19 protein-coding genes are annotated in these 24,588 nt (G+C 70.2%); 9 read left to right on the plus strand and 10 right to left on the minus strand.

Annotated elements, in window-relative coordinates; genetic code table 11:
- Positions 1 to 223: 223 nt before the first annotated feature.
- Both thiC and AC07DS_RS09220 read left to right on the plus strand, forming a co-directional pair.
- Positions 224 to 2,008 carry a phosphomethylpyrimidine synthase ThiC gene (thiC, locus tag AC07DS_RS09215; protein ID WP_479143838.1) on the plus strand — a complete coding sequence of 595 codons (1,785 nt, stop codon included), beginning with the start codon at positions 224 to 226 and terminating at the stop codon, positions 2,006 to 2,008.
- Between the two features lie 80 nt (positions 2,009 to 2,088).
- Positions 2,089 to 3,096 (plus strand): hypothetical protein, encoded by a 1,008-nt coding sequence (locus AC07DS_RS09220; RefSeq protein WP_479143839.1) that lies wholly within the window; start codon positions 2,089 to 2,091, stop codon positions 3,094 to 3,096.
- A gap of 272 nt (positions 3,097 to 3,368) precedes the next feature.
- Here AC07DS_RS09220 and AC07DS_RS09225 read toward each other — a convergent pair whose 3' ends face one another.
- The 3 genes from AC07DS_RS09225 to AC07DS_RS09235 all read right to left on the minus strand — a co-directional run bounded on the left by AC07DS_RS09225 (position 3,369) and on the right by AC07DS_RS09235 (position 7,020).
- Entirely contained in the window at positions 3,369 to 4,232 is an 864-nt protein-coding gene (locus tag AC07DS_RS09225) for a hypothetical protein (RefSeq protein ID WP_479143840.1), read from the minus strand.
- Positions 4,233 to 4,414: 182 nt separating this feature from the next.
- Positions 4,415 to 5,491 (minus strand): metallophosphoesterase, encoded by a 1,077-nt coding sequence (locus AC07DS_RS09230; protein ID WP_479143841.1) that lies wholly within the window; start codon positions 5,489 to 5,491, stop codon positions 4,415 to 4,417.
- Between the two features lie 416 nt (positions 5,492 to 5,907).
- Complete coding sequence (locus AC07DS_RS09235) at positions 5,908 to 7,020, minus strand: LacI family DNA-binding transcriptional regulator (protein ID WP_479143842.1); 1,113 nt, start codon at positions 7,018 to 7,020, stop codon at positions 5,908 to 5,910.
- Between the two features lie 429 nt (positions 7,021 to 7,449).
- Between AC07DS_RS09235 and hisC the strand changes: the two genes are divergently transcribed.
- The gene (gene hisC, locus AC07DS_RS09240; RefSeq protein WP_479143843.1) at positions 7,450 to 8,529 is read left to right on the plus strand and encodes a histidinol-phosphate transaminase; all 1,080 of its coding nucleotides are present in this window, start codon (positions 7,450 to 7,452) and stop codon (positions 8,527 to 8,529) included.
- Between the two features lie 74 nt (positions 8,530 to 8,603).
- Here the strand turns inward: hisC and AC07DS_RS09245 are convergent, their stop codons facing one another.
- Positions 8,604 to 8,978 carry a cyclophilin-like fold protein gene (locus AC07DS_RS09245; RefSeq protein ID WP_479143844.1) on the minus strand — a complete coding sequence of 125 codons (375 nt, stop codon included), beginning with the start codon at positions 8,976 to 8,978 and terminating at the stop codon, positions 8,604 to 8,606.
- Between the two features lie 209 nt (positions 8,979 to 9,187).
- Here AC07DS_RS09245 and AC07DS_RS09250 point away from each other — a divergent pair, with 209 nt between their 5' ends.
- The 3 genes from AC07DS_RS09250 to cydD are packed head-to-tail and all read left to right on the plus strand — an operon-like array spanning position 9,188 to position 15,291.
- On the plus strand, positions 9,188 to 10,696 hold the full coding sequence (locus AC07DS_RS09250) for a cytochrome ubiquinol oxidase subunit I (protein ID WP_479143845.1): 1,509 nt from the start codon (positions 9,188 to 9,190) through the stop codon (positions 10,694 to 10,696).
- A gap of 15 nt (positions 10,697 to 10,711) precedes the next feature.
- Positions 10,712 to 11,722, plus strand: coding sequence for a cytochrome d ubiquinol oxidase subunit II (cydB, locus tag AC07DS_RS09255; protein WP_479143846.1), 1,011 nt, complete (start codon positions 10,712 to 10,714; stop codon positions 11,720 to 11,722).
- Between the two features lie 59 nt (positions 11,723 to 11,781).
- Complete coding sequence (gene cydD, locus AC07DS_RS09260; protein WP_479143847.1) at positions 11,782 to 15,291, plus strand: thiol reductant ABC exporter subunit CydD; 3,510 nt, start codon at positions 11,782 to 11,784, stop codon at positions 15,289 to 15,291.
- A 119-nt stretch (positions 15,292 to 15,410) separates the two neighbouring features.
- On the opposite strand, the gene AC07DS_RS09265 is transcribed toward cydD, so the two are convergent.
- The 6 genes from AC07DS_RS09265 to AC07DS_RS09290 all read right to left on the minus strand — a co-directional run bounded on the left by AC07DS_RS09265 (position 15,411) and on the right by AC07DS_RS09290 (position 21,561).
- Positions 15,411 to 16,298 carry a Cof-type HAD-IIB family hydrolase gene (locus AC07DS_RS09265; RefSeq protein ID WP_479143848.1) on the minus strand — a complete coding sequence of 296 codons (888 nt, stop codon included), beginning with the start codon at positions 16,296 to 16,298 and terminating at the stop codon, positions 15,411 to 15,413.
- 84 nt (positions 16,299 to 16,382) lie between these two features.
- Positions 16,383 to 17,285: an LLM class flavin-dependent oxidoreductase gene (locus tag AC07DS_RS09270; RefSeq protein WP_479143849.1), complete on the minus strand. Its 903-nt coding sequence runs from the start codon at positions 17,283 to 17,285 to the stop codon at positions 16,383 to 16,385.
- A gap of 42 nt (positions 17,286 to 17,327) precedes the next feature.
- A complete protein-coding gene (locus tag AC07DS_RS09275; RefSeq protein ID WP_479143850.1) occupies positions 17,328 to 17,867 on the minus strand; it encodes an RNA 2'-phosphotransferase in 540 nt (179 codons plus the stop codon).
- 127 nt (positions 17,868 to 17,994) lie between these two features.
- Positions 17,995 to 18,936, minus strand: a complete 942-nt coding sequence (locus AC07DS_RS09280; RefSeq protein ID WP_479143851.1) for a MerR family transcriptional regulator — start codon at positions 18,934 to 18,936, stop codon at positions 17,995 to 17,997.
- Between the two features lie 31 nt (positions 18,937 to 18,967).
- Positions 18,968 to 20,722, minus strand: a complete 1,755-nt coding sequence (locus tag AC07DS_RS09285) for an SDR family oxidoreductase (RefSeq protein ID WP_479143852.1) — start codon at positions 20,720 to 20,722, stop codon at positions 18,968 to 18,970.
- Positions 20,719 to 21,561: a M24 family metallopeptidase gene (locus tag AC07DS_RS09290; protein ID WP_479143853.1), complete on the minus strand. Its 843-nt coding sequence runs from the start codon at positions 21,559 to 21,561 to the stop codon at positions 20,719 to 20,721. The genes AC07DS_RS09285 and AC07DS_RS09290 overlap by 4 nt, the downstream gene beginning before the upstream one ends.
- A gap of 239 nt (positions 21,562 to 21,800) precedes the next feature.
- Between AC07DS_RS09290 and AC07DS_RS09295 the strand changes: the two genes are divergently transcribed.
- From AC07DS_RS09295 to AC07DS_RS09305, 3 genes are read left to right on the plus strand one after another with little or no spacing between them, the layout of a single operon-like run.
- A complete protein-coding gene (locus AC07DS_RS09295) occupies positions 21,801 to 22,763 on the plus strand; it encodes an ABC transporter ATP-binding protein (protein WP_336116396.1) in 963 nt (320 codons plus the stop codon).
- Entirely contained in the window at positions 22,753 to 23,670 is a 918-nt protein-coding gene (locus AC07DS_RS09300; protein WP_479143854.1) for an ABC transporter permease, read from the plus strand. Before AC07DS_RS09295 ends, AC07DS_RS09300 begins: the two co-directional genes overlap by 11 nt.
- On the plus strand, positions 23,667 to 24,578 hold the full coding sequence (locus AC07DS_RS09305; protein ID WP_479143855.1) for an ABC transporter ATP-binding protein: 912 nt from the start codon (positions 23,667 to 23,669) through the stop codon (positions 24,576 to 24,578). The genes AC07DS_RS09300 and AC07DS_RS09305 overlap by 4 nt, the downstream gene beginning before the upstream one ends.
- Positions 24,579 to 24,588 lie beyond the last annotated feature (10 nt).

A 24,588-nucleotide genomic window follows, 5' to 3' on the forward strand; every position in this document is an offset into this window, starting at 1 on the left:
AAGAACGGCAGGGGCCCTCTGTTCACCGCGCCCGAATTGACGCTAGCGTGGAGGCACCTTTGCACACGCGGGAGCTCGGAGCACCGGGCTGAGAGGGCGCTGACCTCCGTATTCGCGATGTTTCACGTGGAACGTGGTTTCACGGGAGACATCGGCAGACGGAAATCGCTGCGTCGACCGCCGAACCTGTTACCGGGTAATGCCGGCGTAGGGAGTAGGTCTCATGACCAACAAGGACGCACGCACGCCTGCCTCCGTTCAGGACGAGAAGTCCCAGGAGGCCGGGAAGTCCATCGGCTGGCACAAGGCGTACGTCGAGGGCACCCGCCCCGACCTGCGCGTGCCGGTCCGCCAGGTGCACCTCACCAACGGGCAGTCGGTCACGCTGTACGACACATCAGGCCCGTACACCGATCCACTCGTCGACACCGACGTCCGCAGGGGCCTGTCGCCGCTGCGGGAGAACTGGATCATCGCCCGCGGCGACACCGAGGAGTACGCCGGCCGTCCCGTCCGCCCCGAGGACGACGGGATCAAGCACACCTCACCGCGTGGCGGACTGCGCAACCTGGACGCGGTCTTCCCCGGACGTCCGCGTCAGCCGCGCCGGGGTCGTGACGGCACGGCGGTCACGCAGCTCGCGTACGCCCGCCGCGGCGAGATCACGCCCGAGATGGAGTTCGTGGCCGTCCGGGAGAACGTCTCCCCCGAGGTGGTCCGCGAGGAGATCGCGGCAGGCCGCGCGGTGCTGCCGGCCAACGTCAACCACCCGGAGATCGAGCCGATGATCATCGGCAAGCGGTTCCTGGTGAAGGTCAACGCCAACATCGGCAACTCCGCGGTCACGTCCTCCATCGAGGAGGAGGTCGAGAAGATGACCTGGGCGACCCGATGGGGCGCCGACACGGTCATGGACCTCTCCACCGGCCGCAACATCCACACCACTCGCGAGTGGGTGCTGCGCAACTCCCCCGTTCCCATCGGCACGGTGCCGCTCTACCAGGCGCTGGAGAAGGTCGACGGCAGGGCCGAGGAACTGACCTGGGAGATCTACAAGGACACGGTCATCGAGCAGGCCGAGCAGGGCGTGGACTACATGACCGTCCACGCGGGCGTGCGCCTGCCGTACGTGCCGCTCACCGCCAACCGCAAGACCGGCATCGTCTCGCGCGGTGGCTCGATCATGGCCGCGTGGTGCCTCGCGCACCACAAGGAGTCGTTCCTGTACGAGAACTTCGAGGAGCTCTGCGAGATCCTCGCCGCCTACGACGTCACGTACTCGCTCGGCGACGGCCTCCGGCCGGGCTCGATCGCGGACGCCAACGACGAGGCGCAGTTCGCGGAGCTGCGGACGCTCGGGGAACTCAACCGGATCGCCAAGCGTTTCAACGTACAGACCATGATCGAGGGCCCGGGGCACGTCCCGATGCACAAGATCAAGGAGAACATCGACCTCCAGCAGGAGATCTGCGATGAGGCTCCGTTCTATACGCTCGGCCCGCTGACCACGGACGTCGCCCCGGCGTACGACCACATCACCTCCGGCATCGGTGCCGCGATGATCGCCTGGTGGGGCACGGCGATGCTCTGCTACGTCACGCCCAAGGAGCACCTGGGCCTGCCCAACCGTGACGACGTCAAGACCGGCGTCATCACCTACAAGATCGCCGCCCACGCGGCCGACCTCGCCAAGGGGCACCCCGGCGCGCAGGAGTGGGACGACGCGTTGTCCGACGCCCGCTTCGAGTTCCGGTGGGAGGACCAGTTCAACCTCGCCCTGGACCCGGACACGGCACGGGAGTTCCATGACGAGACGCTGCCGGCCGAGCCCGCCAAGACGGCCCACTTCTGCTCCATGTGTGGGCCGAAGTTCTGCAGCATGAAGATCTCGCAGGACATCCGCCGCGAACACGGCGGTACCAAGTCCGAGATCGAAGAGGGCATGGCCCAGAAGTCGAAGGAGTTCGCGGCCTCGGGCAACCGGGTGTACCTGCCGCTGGCGGACTGACGCACGCGGGTGGGCGCTGCTCTTCGGGCCCGATGCCCGGAGAGCGGCGCCGACGCCGGTCGGCGAGAGGGGGGTTGGGGATGAGGCCTGTGGTGTTGCTGGAGACGACGGCTCCGGCACAGTCGCTGGTCTGGCAGGGCGACAGTCTGGTTGACCAGGTGGGTGGCCGCGTCTGGAACCCGGCCGACGGGGAGCACCGGACGGTCACGGGTTACGGACCTGTGTTCGACAGAAGCGTCGTCTCCTCCTCCGGTCGTCACAGCGTCGTCTACGCCGAGCGCGGGACCAGGGCTCTGCTGGTCCAGGGTTCGCGCGTGGTCCGTGAGCTGACGCGCAGCGCCTACCACGCCGAAGACTTCGATTACCCCGTCGCGCTGGGAGTTCTGCCGGACGGGCGAGAGATCCTGGTCCACTGCCCGGAGGAGTACAACGTCCTCCACATCGAGGAGGCGGAGTCGGGCAAGTGCCTCACTTCGGGTCCACGCGGAGACAGGGACGTCTTCCACTCCCGGCTGTCGGTGAGCCGGGACGGCAGGCATCTGCTCGTGGCCGGCTGGGTGTGGCATCCGTATGGCATTGCAGAGGTCTTCGATCTGGAAGCCGCGCTGACGGACCGGGCCGCACTGGACGGGCCCGGAGTGCTGCCGATGGAGCCGGGCATCGACGCCGAGGTGGAGTCGGCGTGCTGGCTCGACCGCGATCGCCTGGTGGTCGCGACCGGCGAGGAATTCCTCGATGACGAAGAGCTGCCCGCTCTGGGCCCCAGGGAGCTGGGTGTCTGGTCCCTGGCCGAGCGTCGCTGGTTGCACCGGAGCAGGGTCGATTTCACGATCGGCACGCTGCTCGCGGGAGGCGGCAGAGTCGTCTCGCTGCATGGGCACCCCCGACTGATCGACGTCACCACCGGCGCCGTACTGGCGCAATGGCCGGAGGTGGCTGTGGCACGCCGGGAAGGGGCCTACGGGGTCACCCATGTCCCGACCCCGGTCGCGGCGCTGCACCCCGACGGCACTCGCCTGGCAGTTGCTCAGACGGGAAGCATCGCGGTCATCCGGCTGCCGGATCCCGGCAACGGACAGGCACCCTAACGGAAGGAACACGATGCCGCCCGGGGCGCACAAGATCCCTAAGGTCTCCCACGTGGGTGGGATCGATGTCGCCAACGGTGGCCCTGGAGGCGCACGAGTACCCGGGAAGACCGCATCCACCGCTGGGCGCCGCTGGCGCCCGCGTTGTTCCACCTCGCTCTCGTGCACGCCTACAGCCGTACGTCCGTCGAACGCGTCGAGGCGCAGATCGTCCGACGGCTGTAGCAGGATCCGGTCCGCTTCCGGCGTGTGCCCCGGGTGGGGCACACGCCTCACTCCGGCTGGTGTTCCGGGCCGCCGAAGTCGGGGCTCGTGTAGTCCGGGCTGGTGAAGCTCGGGCGGTCGGAGGCGGAGCCGTCGTCGGGGCTGCTGAAGCCGGGGCGGCCGTAACCCAGGCGCGGCATGCGGCCGGTAGGGGCCGGCGGGGCCGCGGGGTGCAGGGCGGCCGTGCCGGGCTGGGCGAGCGCGTCCTGCAGGAACGGCAGTATGCCGCGCTCCAGCAGGGCCTCCCGCCAGGCCTCTCTGGCCCTGGCCACCTCCTCGCTCGCCACGTCGTGGGTCCCTGCTTCCGCCGCGGCGCTGTTGCGCAGAGCGGTGAGCAGCAGTCCGACCGCGGCGACGAGGATCGAGGCCGCGGCCACGGCGCCGAACACCCAGCCCGCGGTGAGCATGGTCTGGGCGAAGGCCTGGCCGGGGGCCAGCATTCTCAGGATGTAGCCGACGAGCAGGAAGATCGCCGCGGCTGTTCCGGCGAGGACGGGGGCCAGCACCGCGATCACGGCGATGGCGCCCGCCCCGGTCGTCTCGGCGGCCTCGCCGAGGCTGGTGGCGAGCCCCATCGCGTCCGCACCCGGTTCGGCGGAACCGGAATCGCGGGCGGCCGAGGGGGTGGACGGCGCCGGATGGCGCAGTTCCTCGCGGACCTTCACGTAGTGCTGGTACTCGGCCGCCACGGCCGCCGTGATGAGCGCGGTGGCGTTGAGGGCCATGGTGCGCAGCTGTTCGGGGTTCAGCCGCTGTCCGACAGCGGCCAGTTCGGGTCGGTTTGGTGCGGAGCGCAGCGCCTCATCGAGGATCCGCTCGAATTCCTGGCGGTCCTCGTTCAGCAGGTGCTGCGGAACGCTGTTCATGTGCATCCCCCGATGCTCCGTAGGGCTTGTGGCTCGCACGCCGGCGAGCCGTCGGGCAGAAACGGAGGGGAGCCTGCTACGGATAAGCCGATGGTAGAGCCGTGACGGCACGCGGTGACAGGGGGTTGCCGGAAATTGCGTGCCGACCTGCGCTCATACGGTATGGGGCGCACCTGCCCCGCGAACGCTCAGCTGTCCAGGGGAAGTTGCTGGACCAGCAGTTTTCCGGCCATGGTCACACCGCCGTCCATGGCGATGGCGAGTCCCTCGGCGTAGACGTGCGGTCCTTCGACGACGGGGTCGTCGCTCTCCTCGCCGTCCTCGGACCCGACCTCGCCGAGCAGATACGGAATGGGGCTGTGGCCGTGGACGATGCGAGTGCCGCCGTACGTGTCGAGCAGGGAGCGTACGGCGTCGGCGCCGCCCTCGTCGCGGAAGGAGAAGCGCTTGGTGAACTTCCGGAACAGGTCCCAGCACTCGTCCGCGTCGTTGCGCGTGAGCGTCTCGCGGACGGTGTCGTTGACGGCCTCGATCGAGTCGCCGTAGTCGAGGTAGGCGGTGGTGTCGGAGTGCACGAGCAGGTGGCCGTCGACCTCCTCGACGGCGTCGAGGCGGGCCATCCACTGCAGGTGGTGGTCCTGGAGGCGGTCCATGTCGGTCTTCTGGCCGCCGTTGAGCAGCCAGGCCGCCTGGAAGGTGGCGGTGCCCGCGCCGGAGTTGACCGGGGTGTCGCCGAACCGCTTGGCGCCGAGCAGCAGCAGCTCGTGGTTGCCCATGAGGGCCTTGCAGTAGCCGCCGGCCGCGGCCGCCTCGGCGGACAGTCGCATCACCAGGTCGATCACCCCGATGCCGTCCGGGCCGCGGTCGGTGAAGTCGCCGAGGAACCACAGCCGGGCAGTGCCCGCGCACCACTGGCCGGAGGCGTCGATGAGCCCCTTCTCCTGCAGGGCGGCCAGCAGCTCGTCCAGGTAGCCGTGGACGTCACCGACGACGTACAGCGCGCCGGGGCCGGCCGTGGCCTCCGCGGCGGGGGCTGCGGGGGCCGGTTCCACGGGGACCTGGAGCGTGTCGCCGCGGTTGATGACGGGCAGGTCGCGCTGGGTGGGCGTGTAGCCCTCGGGGTAGGCCTCGTCCACGGACGGGAGGGTGTCGCCGGACTGGGCGTGGACGTACGGACCGGTCTCGTGGACGTACGCGGGTACCCGGAAGTCGCGCAACGTCGCCGTCCGCTCCACCTCGGGTCCCTGACCGGCCCCCTGAGTCATCAGACCCCTCCACCATCGCGCCGCAGCTGCACCGCTTCGGACTGCCTGGTCGCAGCGGCCCGCGGTGTCGTGGGCCCATCATAGGAATGCGCGTCGCGCCGTGTGATGACCCAGGGGTGGTGAATCGGAGCAAGACTCCAGTTCGCCGCGGCTTTCGCCCCGTTTGGGCAGGGGTTCGACCGGCTGCCGGTCCCGCACCGGTCGCACGGCTGGACGGTCGACCGACCCGTTTCGGACCGCGGAGCCGCGGAGCTGCGTGCAGCGAGGCGGCCGCGGCCGCCTCGGCCGCCGTGGCGTGGCGGGCCGGAGTCGGCTCCTCCCTCCCGGAACCTGCCCGGCCCCCCGAGCCTGCCCGCCCCCGAGCCGATCGCAGCGGGTGAGCCGACCGTGGCCACCCGCCTGCGATCCCCCCCCCGCTATCCCTCTTCCGGGGTCCGCGGCGGGCTGACGGTCGTGCGCGGGGGGCGCCGCTGGGACGACGTACGCACGATCAGCTCTGTCGGTATCACCTGCTGGACGGGATGGTCCGACTCGACGCCCTCGATGGCGTCGATGAGGAGTTGGACCACCGCGGTGCCGATCCGGCGCGGCTTCAGGGAGAGCGTGGTGATGGGCGGCTCGGTGTTGGCGTACACCGTGGACTCGCTGCAGCACACCAGCAGCAGGTCGTCCGGGACGCGCAGGCCGTAGCGGCGGGCGGCGGCGAGCAGATCGGTGCCGTTGGGGTCGAAGAGGCCGTAGACGGCGTCCGGGCGGTCGGGGCGGGCGAGCAGCCGGTCGGCGGCGACTGCGCCTGCGCATGGGTCGTGCGCCGGGTAGGCCTCGTAGACCGGGTCCTGGCCGACGCGCTCGCACCAGCTCAGGTAGGCCGTGGTCGACAGATGCGTGTACGTGTCCGTCGTCGTGCCCGTGAGCAGGCCGATCCGGCGGGCGCCCGCGTCGGCGAGGTGGTCCAGGATGCCGAGGACGGCGGCCTCGTGGTCGTTGTCGACCCAGGCGGTGACCGGGAGCGAGCCGGCCGGACGGCCGTCGGAGACGACCGGTAGCCCCTGCCGGACGAGTTCGCTGACCACCGGGTCCTGGTCGGAGGGGTCGATGACGACGGTGCCGTCCAGGGCCACGTTCGACCACACGTCGTGGCGGGAGGTCGCGGGCAGGATGACGAGGGCGTAGCCGCGGGCGAGCGCGGCCGAGGTGGCGGCCCGCGCCATCTCGGCGAAGTACGCGAACTCCGTGAAGGTGAAAGGTTCATCCCCGTACGTCGTCACGGTCAGGCCGATCAGACCCGACTTGCCGGTACGGAGGGTGCGGGCGGCGGCCGAGGGGCGGTATCCCAGCCGGTCGGCGACCTCGCGGACGTGGCGCCGGGTGGCATCCGGGAGCCGGCCCTTCCCGTTGAGGGCGTCGGACACGGTCGTGATGGAGACCCCGGCGGCGGCGGCCACGTCTCTGATGCCCGCCCGGCCCGGCCGACTGCCTCGACGTGGGGTTTCCGCGCGGCTCACCTGGTGCTTCCCTGCTGCTGTCATGGCGAGCCGATAGTAGGGCTCATGCGGTGGGGTAGTGCGGACGCATATGCACGCGTTGACAGGTACGTTTCTGCATGGTCATGAAGGTCCAACTGCCTTGGAAAGAAAGGAAGTTGGGGGCTCTCATGCTAAGACCTGACTTGTCGACGCGCATGGGCCTGCCAAGTGCTCGATGTCTCGAAGAGGTCTCAACTCACCTGCACGGGTGATGCGCGCCACGGCGCGAGCCACCGGCGCGTAGATATATGTGCGGCGCGCCCCCCGATACGTACGCCTTCGTCTGGCGATGCCCCTGATGCCGGTGGGATCGATGAGGTTCGCGTCTTCGTGCCCCGCATCTGTTCGCAGGGAGACCGAATCCTCATAAGGTGTGGAGTATTGAAAGCCGGCGGCGTCGACGGTCCGCCGGTGGTCGCGAGGAGGACTGCGGTGAGCGAGACGAGCCCGAAGCTGCGCGCCGAGCTGGAGGGTATTCCCACCTACAAGCCGGGCAAGCCCGCCGCGGCCGGCGGGCCGGTCGCCTACAAGCTCTCCTCCAACGAGAACCCGTATCCGCCGCTGCCCGGCGTGATGGAGAGCGTGACCGCGGCTGCCTCCAGCTTCAACCGTTACCCGGACATGGCCTGCACGGGCCTGATGAACGAGCTGTCGGAGCGCTTCGGTGTCCCGCTCTCCCACCTGGCCACCGGCACCGGCTCGGTGGGTGTCGCCCAGCAGCTGATCCAGGCCACCAGCGGCCCCGGCGACGAGGTGATCTACGCCTGGCGGTCCTTCGAGGCGTACCCGATCATCACGCAGGTCAGCGGCGCCCGGTCGGTGCAGGTGCCGCTCACTCCGGGCGATGTGCACGACCTGGACGCGATGGCGGAGGCGATCACCGAGCGGACGCGTCTGATCTTCGTCTGCAATCCCAACAACCCGACCGGCACGGTGGTGCGCCGCGCGGAGCTGGAGCGGTTCCTCGACCGGGTGCCCGGCGATGTGCTGGTGGTGCTGGACGAGGCCTACCGGGAGTTCATCCGCGACCCCGAGGTGCCCGACGGCGTCGAGCTGTACCGGAACCGCCCCAACGTCTGCGTCCTGCGCACGTTCTCGAAGGCCTACGGACTCGCCGGGCTCCGCGTCGGTTTTGCGATCGCGCACGACCCGGTGGCGGCGGCGCTGCGCAAGACGGCGGTGCCCTTCGGTGTCAGCCAGCTCGCGCAGGAGGCGGCGATCGCCTCGCTGCGGGCCGAGGACGAGCTGCTGGGCAGGGTCGGCTCGCTGGTGTGCGAGCGCACGCGCGTGGTCGACTCCCTGCGGGCCCAGGGCTGGACGGTCCCGGAGACCCAGGCCAACTTCGTGTGGCTGCGGCTGGGGGAGCGCGCGGTCGCGTTCGCGGCGGCCTGTGAGGAGCACGGTGTGGTGGTCCGGCCGTTCCCGGGCGAGGGTGTGCGGGTGACGATCGGCGAGACCGAGGCGAACGACATCTTCCTGAAGGTGGCGGAAGCGTTCCACAAGGAGATCTGAGCGGGCTCCACAGGGAGTGCCGAAGCGGTTCCGGGTGGGCCTCGCGTGTGCGGGGCCTACTCGTCTTTCAGCGCCTATTCGTGGATCAGTTCCACGCGTACGGGGTCGCCGTCCCGCACGGTAGCCAGGACCGCGGCGTCCCCGTCCAGGCGCCCCAGGACGTTGCACGGGCTCGCGAGCCGGCACTCGTCGCCTCGTGAGATGGGCGTGGGTCCGTAGGGGAGTGCGAGAGCGTCGCCGTCCGTCCAGAAGGCCACCGTGCCCGGCTCCACGACCTGCCGGGCGTCCGTTTCACGTGAAACGGTGACACCTGTGTCGAAATACACCTCCTCGCCCCAGGTGTGGGCGGCGGAGGCGAGTGGCAGGGCCTTGCCGAGGGCCAGGGTGGTCGGTGTGTCGTCGAGGGTCGCGGTGATGTTGCCCGCGGGCCAGGAGATCCGTATCTGCATGGCGCGCAATTCAACAAGATGTTGAAGTCCCTGCCAAGACCTTGACGCCGTGGCGAAGGAGGGACCCCCCGTTGGTTGCCGAAAATCAGTAGGTCATAATGGCTTGTGAATGTGAACGCGTTCACAAGCGCATCCCGTTTGCTCCTCTATGCGTGTGACAAGAGGGGCGAACCGCCGCAGTACCACGGCGTAGTAAGGAGAGTGACGACGTGGACCTGGCTCTGGCGCCGGAGACACTGGCGCGATGGCAGTTCGGCATCACCACCGTCTACCACTTCCTGTTCGTCCCCCTGACGATCTCCCTGGCCGCCCTCACGGCCGGGCTCCAGACGGCCTGGGTGCGCACGGAGAAGGAGAAGTACCTCAGGGCGACGAAGTTCTGGGGCAAGCTCTTCCTGATCAACATCGCGATGGGTGTGGTCACCGGCATCGTGCAGGAGTTCCAGTTCGGCATGAACTGGTCGGACTACTCACGCTTCGTCGGTGACGTCTTCGGTGCCCCGCTCGCCTTCGAGGCCCTGATCGCGTTCTTCTTCGAGTCCACCTTCATCGGGCTGTGGATCTTCGGCTGGGACAAGCTGCCCAAGAAGATCCACCTGGCCTGCATCTGGATGGTCTCGATCGGCACGATCCTGTCGGCGTACTTCATCCTGGCGGCCAACTCCTGGATGCAGCACCCTGTCGGCTACCGGATCAACAAGGTGAAGGGCCGGGCCGAGCTCACGGACTTCTGGCACGTCCTGACCCAGAACACCGCGCTCAGCCAGGCCTTCCACACCCTCTCCGCGGCCTTCCTGACCGGCGGCGCCTTCATGGTCGGCATCTCCGCCTACCACCTGACCCGTAAGCGGCACATCCGCGAGATGAAGACCTCGCTGCGGCTGGGTCTGATCACGGTGGTCATCGCCGGCCTGCTCACCGCGGCCAGCGGTGACGTGCTCGGCAAGGTCATGTTCAAGCAGCAGCCCATGAAGATGGCCGCCGCCGAGGCGCTGTGGGACGGCCAGAAGCCGGCGCCGTTCTCGATCTTCGCCTACGGGGACGTCGAGAAGAGCCACAACACCGTGGCGATAGAGATCCCGGGCCTGCTGTCCTTCCTCGCCAACGACGACTTCACCTCGTACGTCCCCGGCATCAACGACGTCAACAAGGCCGAGCAGCAGAAGTTCGGGCCCGGCGACTACCGGCCCAACATCCCGGTGGCCTTCTGGGGCTTCCGCTGGATGATCGGCTTCGGCATGGCCTCCTTCGCCATCGGCCTCGCCGGACTGTGGCTCACCCGCAAGAAGTTCATGCTGCCGCAGCACCTGCGGGTCGGCGACGACGAGGTGCCACACCTGGTGCTGTTCCGGAACAAGGCGCTCGGCCCGACGCTGACCACCTGGTACTGGCGCATCGCGATCTGGACCCTGGCCTTCCCGCTGATCGCCAACTCCTGGGGCTGGATCTTCACCGAGATGGGCCGTCAGCCGTGGGTCGTGTACGGCGTCCTGCAGACCCGGGACGCGGTCTCCCCCGGTGTCTCCCAGGGTGAGGTCCTCACCTCGATGATCGTCTTCACCACGCTGTACGCGATCCTCGCCGTCGTCGAGGTCAAGCTGCTGGTGAAGTACGTCAAGGCCGGCCCGCCCGAGCTGACCGAGGCCGACCTCAACCCGCCCACGAAGATCGGCGGCGACACCCGTGACGCCGACAAGCCGATGGCCTTCTCGTACTAGGCCGGGGGAACAGTCATGGAACTTCACGACGTCTGGTTCGTTCTCATCGCCGTCCTGTGGACCGGCTACTTCTTCCTGGAGGGCTTCGACTTCGGGATCGGCATCCTCACCAAGCTGCTCGCCCGGAACCGGCCCGAGCGCCGGGTACTGATCAACACCATCGGGCCCGTCTGGGACGGTAACGAGGTGTGGCTGCTCACGGCGGGCGGTGCGACCTTCGCCGCCTTCCCGGACTGGTACGCCACCCTTTTCTCCGGCTTCTATCTGCCACTGCTGGTCATCCTGGTCTGCCTGATCGTCCGGGGTGTGGCCTTCGAGTACCGGGCGAAGCGGCCTGAGGAGAACTGGCAGCGCAACTGGGAGACGGCCATCTTCTGGACCTCGCTCGTCCCGGCGTTCCTGTGGGGCGTGGCCTTCGGGAACATCGTGCGGGGGATGAAGATCGACCAGCACTTCGAGTACGTCGGCAGCGTCGGCGACCTGCTCAACCCCTATGCGCTGCTCGGCGGCCTGGTGACGCTCACGCTCTTCACCTTCCACGGGGCGGTCTTCACGACGCTGAAGACCGTCGGGGACATCCGGCTGCGGGCACGGAAGCTGGCGCTGTGGGTCGGTCTCGTGACGGCTGCCCTGGCGCTCGCCTTCCTGCTGTGGACGCAGGCCGACCACGGTGACGGCAAGAGCCTGGTGGCCCTCATCGTGGCGGTCGCCGCCCTGGCGGCAGCTCTGGTGGCCAATCAGACGGGGCGCGAGGGATGGGCGTTCGCGCTGTCCGGCGTGACCATCGTGGCGTCGGTGGCGATGCTCTTCCTGTCGCTCTTCCCGAACGTCATGCCGTCCACGCTCAATGGGGACTGGAGCCTGACGGTCACCAACGCCTCGTCGAGCCCTTACACCCTGAAGATCATGACGTGGTGCGCGGCCATCGCCACGCCGCTCGTCCTGCTCTACCAGAGCTGGACCTACTGGGTGTTCCGCAAGCGGATCGGCACACAGCACATCGCTCCTGACGCTGCCGCACACTGAGTCCGCCGAGGGTGTGTTTCACGTGAAACACACCCTCTGGACCGAAGGGCATGTTCCACGTGAAACCAATCGATCCGCGCCTCCTGCACTACGCCCGCGCCACCCGTCTCTTCCTGGTGGCGGTAGTCGGTCTCGGAGCCGTCGGGGCCGGGCTGGTGATCGCCCAGGCCATGCTCATCGCCGAGGTGGTGGTCGGCGCCTTCCAGCATGGGCAGTCGGTCGCTGAACTGCGCACGCCCCTGCTGCTGTTGGCGGCCGTGGCCGCAGGGCGATCGGTTGTCGCGTGGCTCACCGAACTCGCGGCACACCGCGCGAGCGCGGCCGTGAAGTCGGAGCTTCGGGGGCGACTGCTGGATCGCGCGGCCCAGCTGGGCCCCGGGTGGCTGAGCGGGCAGCGGACCGGATCGTTGGTCAACCTGGCCACGCGAGGGGTCGACGCCCTCGACGACTACTTCTCGCGCTATCTCCCGCAGTTGGGCCTGGCGGTCGTCGTCCCGGTGGCCGTGCTGGCGCGGATCGTCACCGAGGACTGGGTGTCGGCGGCGATCATCGTCGGCACCCTGCCGCTGATCCCGCTGTTCATGATGTTGATCGGCTGGGCCACGCAGTCCCGGATGGACCGCCAGTGGCGGCTGCTGTCCCGGCTGTCGGGCCACTTCCTGGATGTGGTCGCCGGTCTGCCCACGCTGAAGGTGTTCGGCCGGGCCAAGGCGCAGGCCGAGTCCATCCGCCGGATCACCGGCGAGTACCGCCAGGCCACCATGCGGACCCTGCGGATCGCGTTCCTCTCCTCCTTCGCCCTGGAGCTGCTGGCCACACTGTCGGTCGCGCTGGTCGCCGTCACGATCGGCATGCGTCTGGTGCACGGCGACATGGACCTGTACATCGGCCTGGTCATCCTGGTGCTGGCGCCCGAGGCATATCTGCCGCTGCGCCAGGTGGGTGCCCAGTACCACGCGGCGGCGGAGGGGCTCGCCGCGGCGGAGGAGATCTTCGCCGTGCTGGAGACGCCGGTACCGGCGTGCGGCACCGCGGTGGTGCCCGAGGGCCCGCTGGCCTTCGACGGGGTGACGGTCCGCCACCCGGGGCGGTCGGTGGACGCCGTGAGCGAGGTGTCGTTCACCGTCGCGCCCGGCGAGACCGTGGCGCTGGTCGGGCCGAGCGGTGCGGGCAAGTCGACGCTGCTGAACGTGCTGATGGGATTTGTCCGGCCCGCCGAGGGCCGGGTGCGGGTCGGGGGAGCCGATCTCGCCGACATCGATCTGGCGGAGTGGCGGTCGCGGATCGCGTGGGTGCCGCAGCGGCCGCACCTGTACGCAGGGACCATCGCGGAGAACATCCGGCTGGCCCGGCCCGACGCGGACGACACCGCCGTACGCCGGGCGCTGCGGGACGCGGGCGCGCTGGAGTTCGTGGACGCGTTGCCCGAGGGGTCCGACACGGTGCTCGGCGAGGACGGGGCCGGGCTGTCCGCAGGGCAGCGGCAGCGGCTCGCGCTGGCCCGGGCCTTCCTCGCGGACCGGCCCGTGCTGCTGCTGGACGAGCCGACGGCCGCGCTGGACGGCGCGACCGAGGCTGAGGTCGTGGCGGCGGTACGGCGGCTTGCGGCGGGGCGCACGGTGCTGCTCGTCGTGCATCGGCCGGCGCTGCTGGAAGTGGCGGACCGGGTGGTGCGGCTGGAGGGTTCGGAGTCCTCGGCCCAGCGGTCCGACGGCCGCCTTCCCCGAGGGGCCCGCACTCTGGATCTCCGTCCTGACGCACCAGCCTCCGCACTCGGTCACTTGGCAAGTGGCCCGAACAGGCAGCCCGCGGCACCCACGCGTGGTGCGCTCGCCCGGGTTCGAGGCCTCGCGGGGCCCCGACGTGGCCGGCTTCTGCTCGCGCTGCTGCTCGGGAGTCTGGCGCTCGGCTGTGCCGTCGGGCTGATGGCCACCTCCGGCTGGCTGATCTCGCGGGCCTCGCAGCAGCCGCCGGTGCTGTACCTGATGGTGGCCGTGACGGCGACACGGGCCTTCGGGATCGGGCGGGCCGTCTTCCGGTACGCCGAGCGGCTGGTGTCGCACGATGCCGTGCTGCGGATGCTGGCCGACACCCGGGTCGCCGTATATCGGCGGCTGGAGCGGCTGGCGCCCGCGGGGCTGCGCACGGCCCGCCGCGGCGATCTGCTCACGCGGCTGGTGGCCGACGTGGACGCACTCCAGGACTACTGGCTGCGCTGGCTGCTGCCGGCCGGTGTCGCGGTCGCCGTCTCGACCGGTTCCGTCGCCTTCGCGGCCTGGCTGCTGCCCGAGGCCGGAGCGGCCCTCGCGGCCGGGCTCCTCGCGGCCGGTGTCGGCGTTCCCCTGGTCACCGCGGCCGCGGCCCGCCGGGCCGAGCGGCGGCTGGCGCCTGCTCGCGGAGAGCTCGCGACCCGGGTGACCGACCTGCTCACCGGCACCGCAGAGCTGACCGTCGCCGGCGCGCTGCCGGCGCGTACGGCCGCGGCCCGGCAGGCCGACGGCACGCTCACCCGGATCGCCTCGCGCTCCGCCGCCGTCACCGCGCTCGGTGACGGGCTCACTGCCCTGCTCTCCGGGCTGACCGTCGCCGCCGCAGCCCTGCTCGGCGCCCAGGCGGTGGCCGCGGGCCGGCTCGGCGGCGTGGCGATGGCCGTGGTGGTTCTCACCCCGCTGGCGGCCTTCGAGTCCGTACTGGGGCTGCCGCTCGCCGTCCGCTACCGGCAGCGGGTGCGCCGGAGCGCGGAGCGTGTGTTCGAGGTGCTGGACGCCCCGGAGCCCGTACGCGAGCCGGAGCGGCCCAGGCAGGTGCCCGCCTCACCCTTCCCGGTCGTGCTCAGGGGCCTGGGTGCCCGGTACGAGGGGCAGCACCGGGACGCGCTCGCCGGTCTCGACCTCACGCTGGAGCAGGGCTGCCGGATCGCCGTGGTCGGCCCTTCCGGATCCGGCAAGACGACCCTCGCCCAGGTGCTCCTCAGGTTCCTCGACCCGCAGGCGGGCTCGTACACGCTCGCCGGTGTGGACGCGTACTCCCTGGCCGACGACGACGTGCGACGGCTCGTCGGACTGTGCGCCCAGGACGCGCACCTCTTCGACAGCAGCGTGCGCGAGAACCTGCTGCTGGCCCGGAAGGACGCCACCGAGGCCGACCTGCGCGACACGCTGGCCCGGGCCCGGCTGCTGGACTGGGTGGACGGGCTGCCCGACGGGCTGGACACGCTGGTCGGCGAGCACGGGGCGCGGCTGTCCGGAGGGCAGCGGCAGCGCCTCGCGCTGGCCCGTGCGCTCCTGGCCGACTTCCCGGTGCTCGTCCTGGACGAGCCCGCCGAGCACCTGGACCTGCCTACGGCGGACGCGCTCACCGCGGATCTGCTCGCCGCCACGCAGGGCCGTACGACCCTGCTGATCACCCACCGGCTGGCCGGGCTCGACGCGGTCGACGAGGTGGTCGTGCTCGATGCCGGCCAAGTGGTGCAGCGGGGGCGGTTCGCGGAGCTGGCAGCCGTAAACGGGCCGCTGCGGGACATGGTGCGGCGGGAGACGGCGGTGGAGGAGCCGGCGGGAGCGCGGTGACGGGCGCGCGGGCGGCGCGCCCGAACTCACGAGTGGCTCGCCCGAGCGTTCGCGGCCAAATGGACTGACCGCGCTCGGGTGTGTCTGCCGCGCCGGGCTCCGTGCCGTCCGTGCCTTCGTCAGACGCGTTCGGTGATCATTCGCTCGATCACGACCGCGACGCCGTCGTCGTTGTTGGCGACCGTGCGGCCCGAGGCGGCGGCGATGACGTCCGGGTGGGCGTTGCCCATCGCGTACGACTGGCCGGCCCAGGTCAGCATCTCGACGTCGTTGGGCATGTCGCCGAAGGCGACGACCTCCTCGGGCGTGATGCCGCGCTCGGCGCAGCACAGGGCGAGCGTGCTGGCCTTGGAGACGTCCGGGCCGCTGAGTTCCAGCAGGGCGCTGGGGCTGGAGCGGGTGACGTTGGCGCGGTCTCCGACCGCGAGGCGGGCAAGGGCCAGGAAGGCGTCCGGGTCGAGGTCGGGGTGGTAGGCGAGGATCTTGAGCACGGGCTGATCGGCGTCCGGACCGTCGGCCGCGAGTAGGGCCTCGGCGGGCAGGAGGTTGTCCGGTATCTCCATGTGCAGCTTGGGATAGGCCGGTTCCTGGTGGAAGCCGTACGTCTGCTCGACGGCGAACACCGTGCCGGGTGCCGCGTCACGCAGCGTTCGCACGGCGTCCAGCGCGTTCGCCCGGGCCAGTTCGCGCACCTTCACGAAGCGGTGGGCGCCGGGGCCGCCGTGCAGGTCGACCACGGCGGCACCGTTGCCGCAGATCGCCAGGCCGTGGCCGTGGACGTGGTCGCTGACGACGTTCATCCAGCGGGCCGGGCGGCCGGTGACGAAGAAGACCTCGATGCCCGCGGCTTCGGCGGCGGCCAGCGCGGCGACCGTCCTCGGGGAGACCGACTTGTCGTCGCGCAGGAGGGTGCCGTCGAGGTCGGTGGCGATCAGCCGCGGCGGAAGAGCGGCGGCCGGGGTCCCGGGCTGTCTGGTCGCTGAGGTCACCGGGTCATTCTCGCGCATATGCCAGCACGCCCGTGCGGAAGTCCGCACAGATGAGTCCACAGACACATCGAAGACGGCCGACAGGTGACGTCTGTCACGGGGTCACGCCAGCTGGGCGGGCGCCTCCATGGCGATCCGCTCGAAGACCTTCTCGTCCGCGGCGAAGTCCGAGTCCTGGATGGGCCAGTGGATCACGATCTCGGTGAAGCCCAGCTCCTGGTGACGGCCGGCGAAGTCCACGAAGGCGTCCAGGGATTCGAGCGGCCGGCCGCGGTCCGGGGTGAAGCCGGTGAGCAGCACCTTCTCCAGCTCGGTCACGTCCCGGCCGATCGCCGCGCACGTCTCGGACAGCTTCTCCAGCTGTCCGCGCAGCGCCTCGACCGACTGCTCCGGCGTGCCGTTCTCGTACAGCTTCGGGTCGCCGGTGGTCACCCATGCCTGGCCGTGCCGTGCGGCGAGCTTGAGTCCGCGCGGGCCGGTGGCCGCCACCGCGAAGGGCAGCCGGGGCCGCTGCACGCAGCCGGGGATGTTGCGCGCCTCGTGCGCCGAGTAGAACCGGCCCTCGTGCGTCACCGTGTCCTCGGTGAGCAGCCGGTCGAGCAGCGGCACGAACTCGGCGAACCGGTCGGCGCGCTCACGCGGCGTCCACGGCTCCTGGCCGAGGGCGGTCGCGTCGAAGCCGGTGCCGCCGGCGCCGATGCCGAGGGTGACGCGGCCGCCGGAGATGTCGTCCAGGGAGATCAGTTCCTTGGCGAGGGTCACCGGGTGCCGGAAGTTCGGCGAGGTGACCAGCGTGCCGAGGCGGAGCCGGTCGGTGGCGGCCGCGGCGGCGGTCAGCGTCGGAACGGCGCCGAACCACGGGCCGTCGCGGAAGCTGCGCCAGGACAGGTGGTCGTAGGTGTACGCGGTGTGGAAGCCGAGCTGCTCGGCCCGCACCCAGGCCGAACGGCCGCCTTCGCTCCAGCGGCGGTACGGCAGGATCACGGTGCTCAGACGCAGACTCATGCGTCCGAGGGTACGGGGCCCGCTGTCAGGGACCGAAAGCGATCAAGAGAACCGCAGATAGCGGGGTGGTACCGCCTTGGTGAGCCACACTCCGTTCGCGCTGACGTGGAACACGTGCCCGTCGCGGTGCATGGCGCCGGCGTCCACGGCGAGCACGACGGGGCGGCCGCGGCGGGCGCCGACCCGGGTCGCGGTCTCGCGGTCGGCCGAGAGATGGACGTCGTGTCTGCTCATGGGCCGCAGGCCCTCGGCACGGATCGCGTCCAGGCTGCCCGCCACGGTGCCGTGGTAGAGGTACGGCGGCGGGGTCGCCGGGGGCAGGCCGAGGTCGATCTCGATGCTGTGGCCCTGGCTGGCGCGGATTCTCGTGCCCTCGATCGCGAAGCGCTGCTTGTCGTTGGCGGCCACCACGTGGTCGAGCTCCTCACGGGTGAACCGGAACCCGTGCGCGGCGGCCGCGGCGATCAGTGTGTCGATCTCGACCCAGCCGCCCGGGTCGAGTGCGAGGCCGATGCGCTCGGGCTGGTGGCGGAGGTGTTTCGAGAGGTACTTCGACACCTTCACGGTGCGTCTTTCTTCCATGCCTCCAGAGTGCTGGAGAGACGCGGATCACGCAGGTTGTTTTCTCTCCGGGGTTTGATCCACAAGCAAGTGCAGTTATCCACAGGCAAATTGAAGAAGTTGTGGACAACTGGCATGCGATTCAGGGCTATTCGCCAAGTTCGCTGCTAGAGCGCTTCGATGAGGCCAGTTCGTCCAAGGCCCTTGCTCTGAGCTCGCGTTCGGCTGCCAGCGCGATGAACATGGACGTGTGTGCGCGGCCAACGAGGTCCTCCACGGCGGTGATCGTCTCTGTGGGCAGGTCGACGGAACGCGTACGGCCGGGCGGTTCAGGCGGGTCCTCGGCACCGAGGCGTGTGCGCAGGTGCTGGATCGCGAACACGCGCATGGCCCGCGCCAGTTCGGCGTCCACGGTCTGCTGGGCGAGGGGGCGGAGACGGCGCACCAGCGAGGCCGCTTCCGCGGCGTGGGCGTCCGTGCGACGGGTGGGATCGTCGAGGTAGCGGGCGAAGACGTACTCGGTGGTGAACTCCAGGAAGCGGGCGGCTATGTGCTCCACCTGGCCTCTCAACTCCCTGAGGTGGCGCGAGATCGCGGAGAGCGGCACTCCGGCGGCGTGCAACTCGGCTGCGACGGAAAGCTCTTGGGGGCTCGGTACCAGAAAGGTGTCGGGGTCGCCGTCCACTGCTTCCAGTACGCCGAGTTCGACCGCCTCGGCCACGGCGTCCTCGTCGGGGGCGCCGCCGAAGCGGGCGTCCAGTTCGGTGCGGGTGATGCGGGCCGGCTCCTCGTCGGTCCAGGGGCCCTCCACCTCGGCGACCAGGCCGAGGACGCCGCCCAGGCCGCGGCCGGTGTCCCAGGCGTCCAGGAGTTCCTTGATCGAGGCGAGGGTGTAGCCGCGGTCGAGGAGGTGGGCGATCTGGTGGAGACGGGTGAGGTGGACGTCGGAGTAGAGGTTGGCGCGGCCCCGGCGCTCGGGGCGCGGGAGGAGACCCTTGTCCTGGTAGGCGCGGATGGTTCTGACGGTGGTGCGGCTGCGGTGGGCCAGGTCTTCGATGCGGTAGGGCTGTTGGGCCGGGGGACCGGTCATGCGGAGGTCCCCCGGAGGGGCACCGGAGGCGTCACAGCTTCGGCTCCACCCGCGCGATCCCCCTCAACACCCCCGGCATGAACCGCGACAGAAGGTGTGCGCCCCTCGCCTCGGGTGTCACCGGTACCACCGCCTTGTTGTGGGTCACCGCGTCCAGGACGGCCCCGGCGACCTTCTCCGGTGGGTAGTTGCGCAGGCCGTAGAGGCGGGCGGAGCGCTTCTGGCGACGGCGTTGCTCGGCCTCGTCGACTCCGGTGAAGCGGGCGGTGGAGGTGATGTTGGTGTTGACGAAGCCGGGGCAGATAGCCGTGACTCCGATGTCCTGTCCGGCGAGTTCGGCGCGCAGGCACTCGGAGAGCATCAGGACCGCCGCCTTGGAGGTGCTGTACGCGGGCAGCGCGCGGGACGGCTGGTAGGCGGCCGCCGACGCGATGTTGACGATGTGGCCGCCCTGGCCGCGCTCGGCCATGCGCGCGCCGAAGAGCCGGCAGCCGTGGATCACACCCCAGAGGTTGACGTCCAGGACCTTGCGCCAGTCCTCGGTCGTGGTGGTGAAGAAGGAGCCCGACAGGCCGATCCCCGCGTTGTTGACCAGTACGTCCAGTACCCCGTACTCGCGGTGCACCTTCTCGGCGAGCTTCTCCATGGCCTGTTCGTCGGAGACGTCCGCCGTCTCCGCCCACGCCTCGGGTGCGCCGACGAGCCGGGACAGCTCGGCGGTGCGGGCGGCGGCCTCGGCGTCGCGGTCGACGGCCACCACGCGCGCGCCCGCCTCCGCGAAGGCGAATGCCGTGGCCCGGCCGATGCCGCTGCCCGCCCCGGTGACCAGCACCAACTGCCCGCCGAACCGGTCCGCGTGGCGGCCGGAGGCCCTGGGCTCCGGGCGGCCGCCCTCGACGCCGGTCACGAACTCCTCGATCCAGGCGGCGACCTGGTCGGGACGCGTACGCGGGATCCAGTGCTTGGCCGGGAGCGTGTGCCGGGTCAGCTGCGGCACCCACTGCTCCAGGTCGTCGTACAGGCGCTCCGACAGGAACGCGTCCCCCTGGGGCGTGATGAGCTGCACGGGTGCGTGCGCGAACGCGTCCGGGCGGGGCCTCAGCAGCCGGGCGCGGACGTTGTCCCGGTACAGCCAGGCGCCGTGCGCCGCATCGGAGGGGAGGGAGGGGGCCGGGTAGTCGCCGGCGGGGACCCCCTCGGTCCGCTGGAGGATCTTCGGCCAGCGTTTGCCGAGCGGGCCGCGCCAGGCCAGTTCCGGCAGGGCGGGGGTGTGCAGCATGTAGACGTACCAGGACTTGGCACCCTGCCCGAGGAGCTGGCCCACCCGGCGGGGCGTGGGTCGCTTCACGCGCGCGTTGATCCACTGCCCGAAATGGTCCAGGGAGGGGCCGGACATCGACGTGAAGGAGGCGATACGGCCCTCCGTGCGGCCCACGGTGACGAACTCCCAGGACTGCACAGAGCCCCAGTCGTGCCCGACGACGTGCACCGGGCGGTCCGGGCTCACCGCGTCCACGACCGCCAGGAAGTCGTCCGTGAGCTTCGCCAGGGTGAAGCCGCCGCGCAGGGGCTGCGGTGCCGTGGAGCGGCCGTGGCCCCGGACGTCGTACAGGACGACGTGGAAGTGGCCGGCGAGACGGCCGGCGACCTGCGACCAGACCTCCTTGCTGTCCGGGTAGCCGTGCACCAGGACGACCGTCGGCTGCTCCGGGTCACCCAGCTCGGCCACGCACAGCTCGACCCCGCCGGTGTGCACCCGGCGCTCACGCGCACCCTTCAGCGTCACTTCGCCTCCGCCCAGCGCCGCACGTGCGGCAGATCGTCGTCCAGCCAGAACGCGCTCTGCTCGGGGTCCCGGGAGTCGGTGACCACCAGGATCTCCTCGAACTTCGCGCCCGTACCCCGGAAGCCGAGGTGGGGTTCGACCGCCCACAGGCCCGGCTGCGGCGGGTGGTCGGAGAAGCGGTACGGCGACCACAGGGGCGACCAGCCCTCGCGGTGGCCGTGCAGGGCGTCGGCGGCCAGGCCCTTCAGGGACTGTGTGCCGAACCCGAACAGATGGGGTGACCAGCGGCGCTGCTTCACCCGGTCCACCTTGTGGGCGATCACGCCGAACGGGTACGCCCGGTGCCGGTTGGCGTAGCCCTGGCGGACCATGAGGCGGTCCACGTCCTCGTAGATCTCCCGCAGCGGCCGCCGCTCGCGCACCTCGCGCAGGAGCAGTTCCCGGTGCGCCTCCAGGTCGGTCATCAGCCGGTCCTGCACCGGGTTGACGCCGAGGGATCCGGAGTAGCCGATGTCGGCCGTGTATCCCTCGTGGACCGGGGCCATGTCCAGGATGAACGGCATCCCGGGCTCCAGGGCGCGGTCGGTCGGGAAGAACTGCAGCGGGATGCGGAAGTTCACGAACGCCGTGCGGTCGCCGAACCAGGCGAAGGGCAGGTGGAACCAGTCCCGCACCCCGCGCTCGCGCAGCCACTCGCGCTGCATCCGCGCGGCCTCGCGCTCGGTCACACCCGGCTCCAGGCGTGCCGCGACCGCCTCCGCGCACTCGTACGCGAGGCGCTGCACCCGCCTGAACCCCTGCAACTCCACGGAGAGTTCGCTGCTCACTGCCGTCGCCATGCCGCCCCGTCCCGTCGACTGCGGTACGCGTCCGTAACTTGACACTGGTGAATGTGACAGTTGTTAGAGGCGGCGTCAATAGGCGGGATCGAGGCTGTGGACAACGCTCGGTGAGCTGCCGTGGATAGCTCTCAGGCAGGGGAACCCTCAGGGTCCCGTAATACTCGAGTCTGACGCCAAGACGGCTCTGAGGTCTGACGACCGGCGTGGTCCGGATCACTACCTTCGATGACGTGACTGTGATCGCGACCGAAAGCCTGAGCAAGCGGTTCCCCCGGGTGACCGCGCTCGACCGGCTGTCCGTGGACATCGGACCCGGTGTGACCGGACTCGTCGGAGCCAACGGCGCCGGCAAGTCCACCCTGATAAAGATCCTGCTGGGTCTGTCCCCCGCCACGGAGGGCCGTGCCGAGGTGCTCGGCCTGGATGTCGCCACCAAGGGCGGCGACATCCGCGAGCGCGTGGGGTACATGCCGGAGCACGACTGCCTGCCGCCCGACGTCTCGGCCACCGAGTTCGTCGTCCACATGGCCCGCATGTCCGGCCTGCCACCCACCGCGGCACGCGAGCGCACCGCGGACACCCTGCGCCATGTGGGCCTGTACGAGGAGCGCTACCGCCCCATCGGCGGTTACTCCACCGGCATGAAGCAGCGAGTGAAGCTCGCCCAGGCCCTCGTCCACGACCCGCAGCTGGTCTTCCTGGACGAGCCGACCAACGGCCTCGACCCGGTCGGCCGTGACGAGATGCTCGGCCTGATCCGCCGCATCCACACCGACTTCGGCATCTCGGTCCTGGTCACCTCCCACCTGCTGGGCGAACTCGAGCGCACCTGCGACCACGTCGTCGTCGTCGACGGCGGCAAGCTGCTGCGTTCCAGCTCCACCACGGACTTCACGCAGACCACGACGACCCTCGCGATCGAGGTCACCGACAGCGACGAACACCCCGACGGCACCCGCGCGGTCCGCGAGGCGCTCCTCGCGCGCGGGGTGGACACCGACGACAGCAGCGGCCTCCCCGGCGCCGGGCACATCCTGCTGCTCACCGCGCAGGGCGATCAGACGTACGACCTGGTGCGGGACACCGTCGCCGACCTGGGCCTCGGGCTGGTGCGCATGGAGCAGCGCCGGCACCACATCTCGGAGGTCTTCACGAGCGAGGAAGAACAGCGGAAGGAGGCGGCCGTCCATGGCAGTTGAGCAGCCCATGCCGACAACCGTCGCACCGTCGGGCGACCAGACCCGGATCCACAACATCGGCTACCGCAACTACGACGGCCCCCGCCTCGGCCGCTCCTACGCCACCCGCTCGCTCTACTCGCAGTCCCTGCGCGGCGCGTACGGCCTCGGCCGTTCGGTCAAGTCCAAGGTGCTGCCGATGCTGCTGTTCGTGGTGATGTGCGTGCCCGCGGCCATCATGGTCGCCGTCGCGGTCGCCACGAAGGCGAAGGACCTGCCCGTCGACTACACGCGCTACGCGATCCTCCTGCAGGCCGTCATCAGCCTGTACGTCGCCTCGCAGGCGCCCCAGTCCGTCTCGCGCGATCTGCGCTTCAAGACCGTGCCGCTGTACTTCTCGCGGCCCATCGAGACCGCCGACTACGTGCGCGCGAAGTTCGCAGCGCTGGCCTCGGCGCTGTTCGTCCTCACCGCGGCCCCGCTGCTCGTGCTCTACATCGGCGCGCTACTGGCCAAGCTGGACTTCGCCGACCAGACCAAGGGATTCGCACAGGGAATCGTTTCCGTGGCACTGCTCTCGCTGCTCTTCGCAGGTATCGGTCTGGTCATCGCCTCGGTGACCCCGCGGCGCGGCTTCGGCATCGCGGCCGTCATCGCCGTCATGACGATCTCCTACGGCGCGGTCTCCACGCTCCAGGCCATCGCGGAGGCGCAGAACAGTACGGGCGCCATCCCCTGGATCGGCCTCTTCTCTCCCGTCACGCTCATCGACGGAGCGCAGTCCGCGTTCCTCGGCGCGAGTTCGTCGTTCCCCGGAGCGGTCGGACCCACCAACGGGGAGGGCGTGGTCTACGTACTCGTCGTCCTGGGCCTCATCGCCGCCAGCTACGGCCTTCTCGTGCGCCGCTACCGGAAGGTGGGACTGTGACCACACTCTCCATCGACCACGTCTCCCGCTGGTTCGGCAACGTGGTCGCCGTCAACGACATCACCATGACCATCGGCCCCGGTGTCACCGGCCTGCTCGGCCCGAACGGCGCCGGAAAGTCCACCCTCATCAACATGATGGGCGGTTTCCTGGCCCCGTCCACCGGCACCGTCACGCTCGACGGACAGCAGGTGTGGCGCAACGAGGCCATCTACAAGCACATCGGCGTCGTCCCCGAGCGGGAGGCGATGTACGACTTCCTCACCGGCCGCGAGTTCGTCGTCGCCAACGCCGAGTTGCACGGCCTCGGCGCGAAGGCCGCCGGGCGGGCCCTGGCCACGGTCGAGATGGAGTACGCGCAGGACCGCAAGATCTCGACGTACTCCAAGGGCATGCGCCAGCGCGTGAAGATGGCCAGCGCCCTGGTGCACGACCCGTCGCTGCTCCTGCTGGACGAGCCCTTCAACGGCATGGACCCGCGCCAGCGCATGCAGCTCATGGAGTTGCTGCGGCGCATGGGCGACGAGGGCCGCACGGTGCTGTTCTCGTCGCACATCCTCGAAGAGGTCGAGCAGCTCGCCTGGCACATCGAGGTCGTCGTCGCCGGGCGGCACGCGGCCAGCGGCGATTTCCGCAAGATCCGCCGGCTGATGACCGACCGCCCGCACCGCTACCTGGTGCGCTCCAGCGACGACCGCGCGCTCGCGGCCGCGCTGATCGCCGATCCGTCGACGTCCGGCATCGAGGTCGATGTCACCGAGGGCGCCCTGCGCATCCAGGCCGTCGACTTCGGCCGCTTCACCGCCCTGCTGCCCAAGGTCGCCCGCGACCACGGCATCCGGCTGCTCACGGTCTCGCCGTCCGACGAGTCCCTCGAGTCCGTGTTCTCGTACCTGGTCGCGGCGTAGGAGGCCGAAG

The sequence above is a fragment of the Streptomyces sp. NPDC044064 genome (assembly GCF_056434245.1).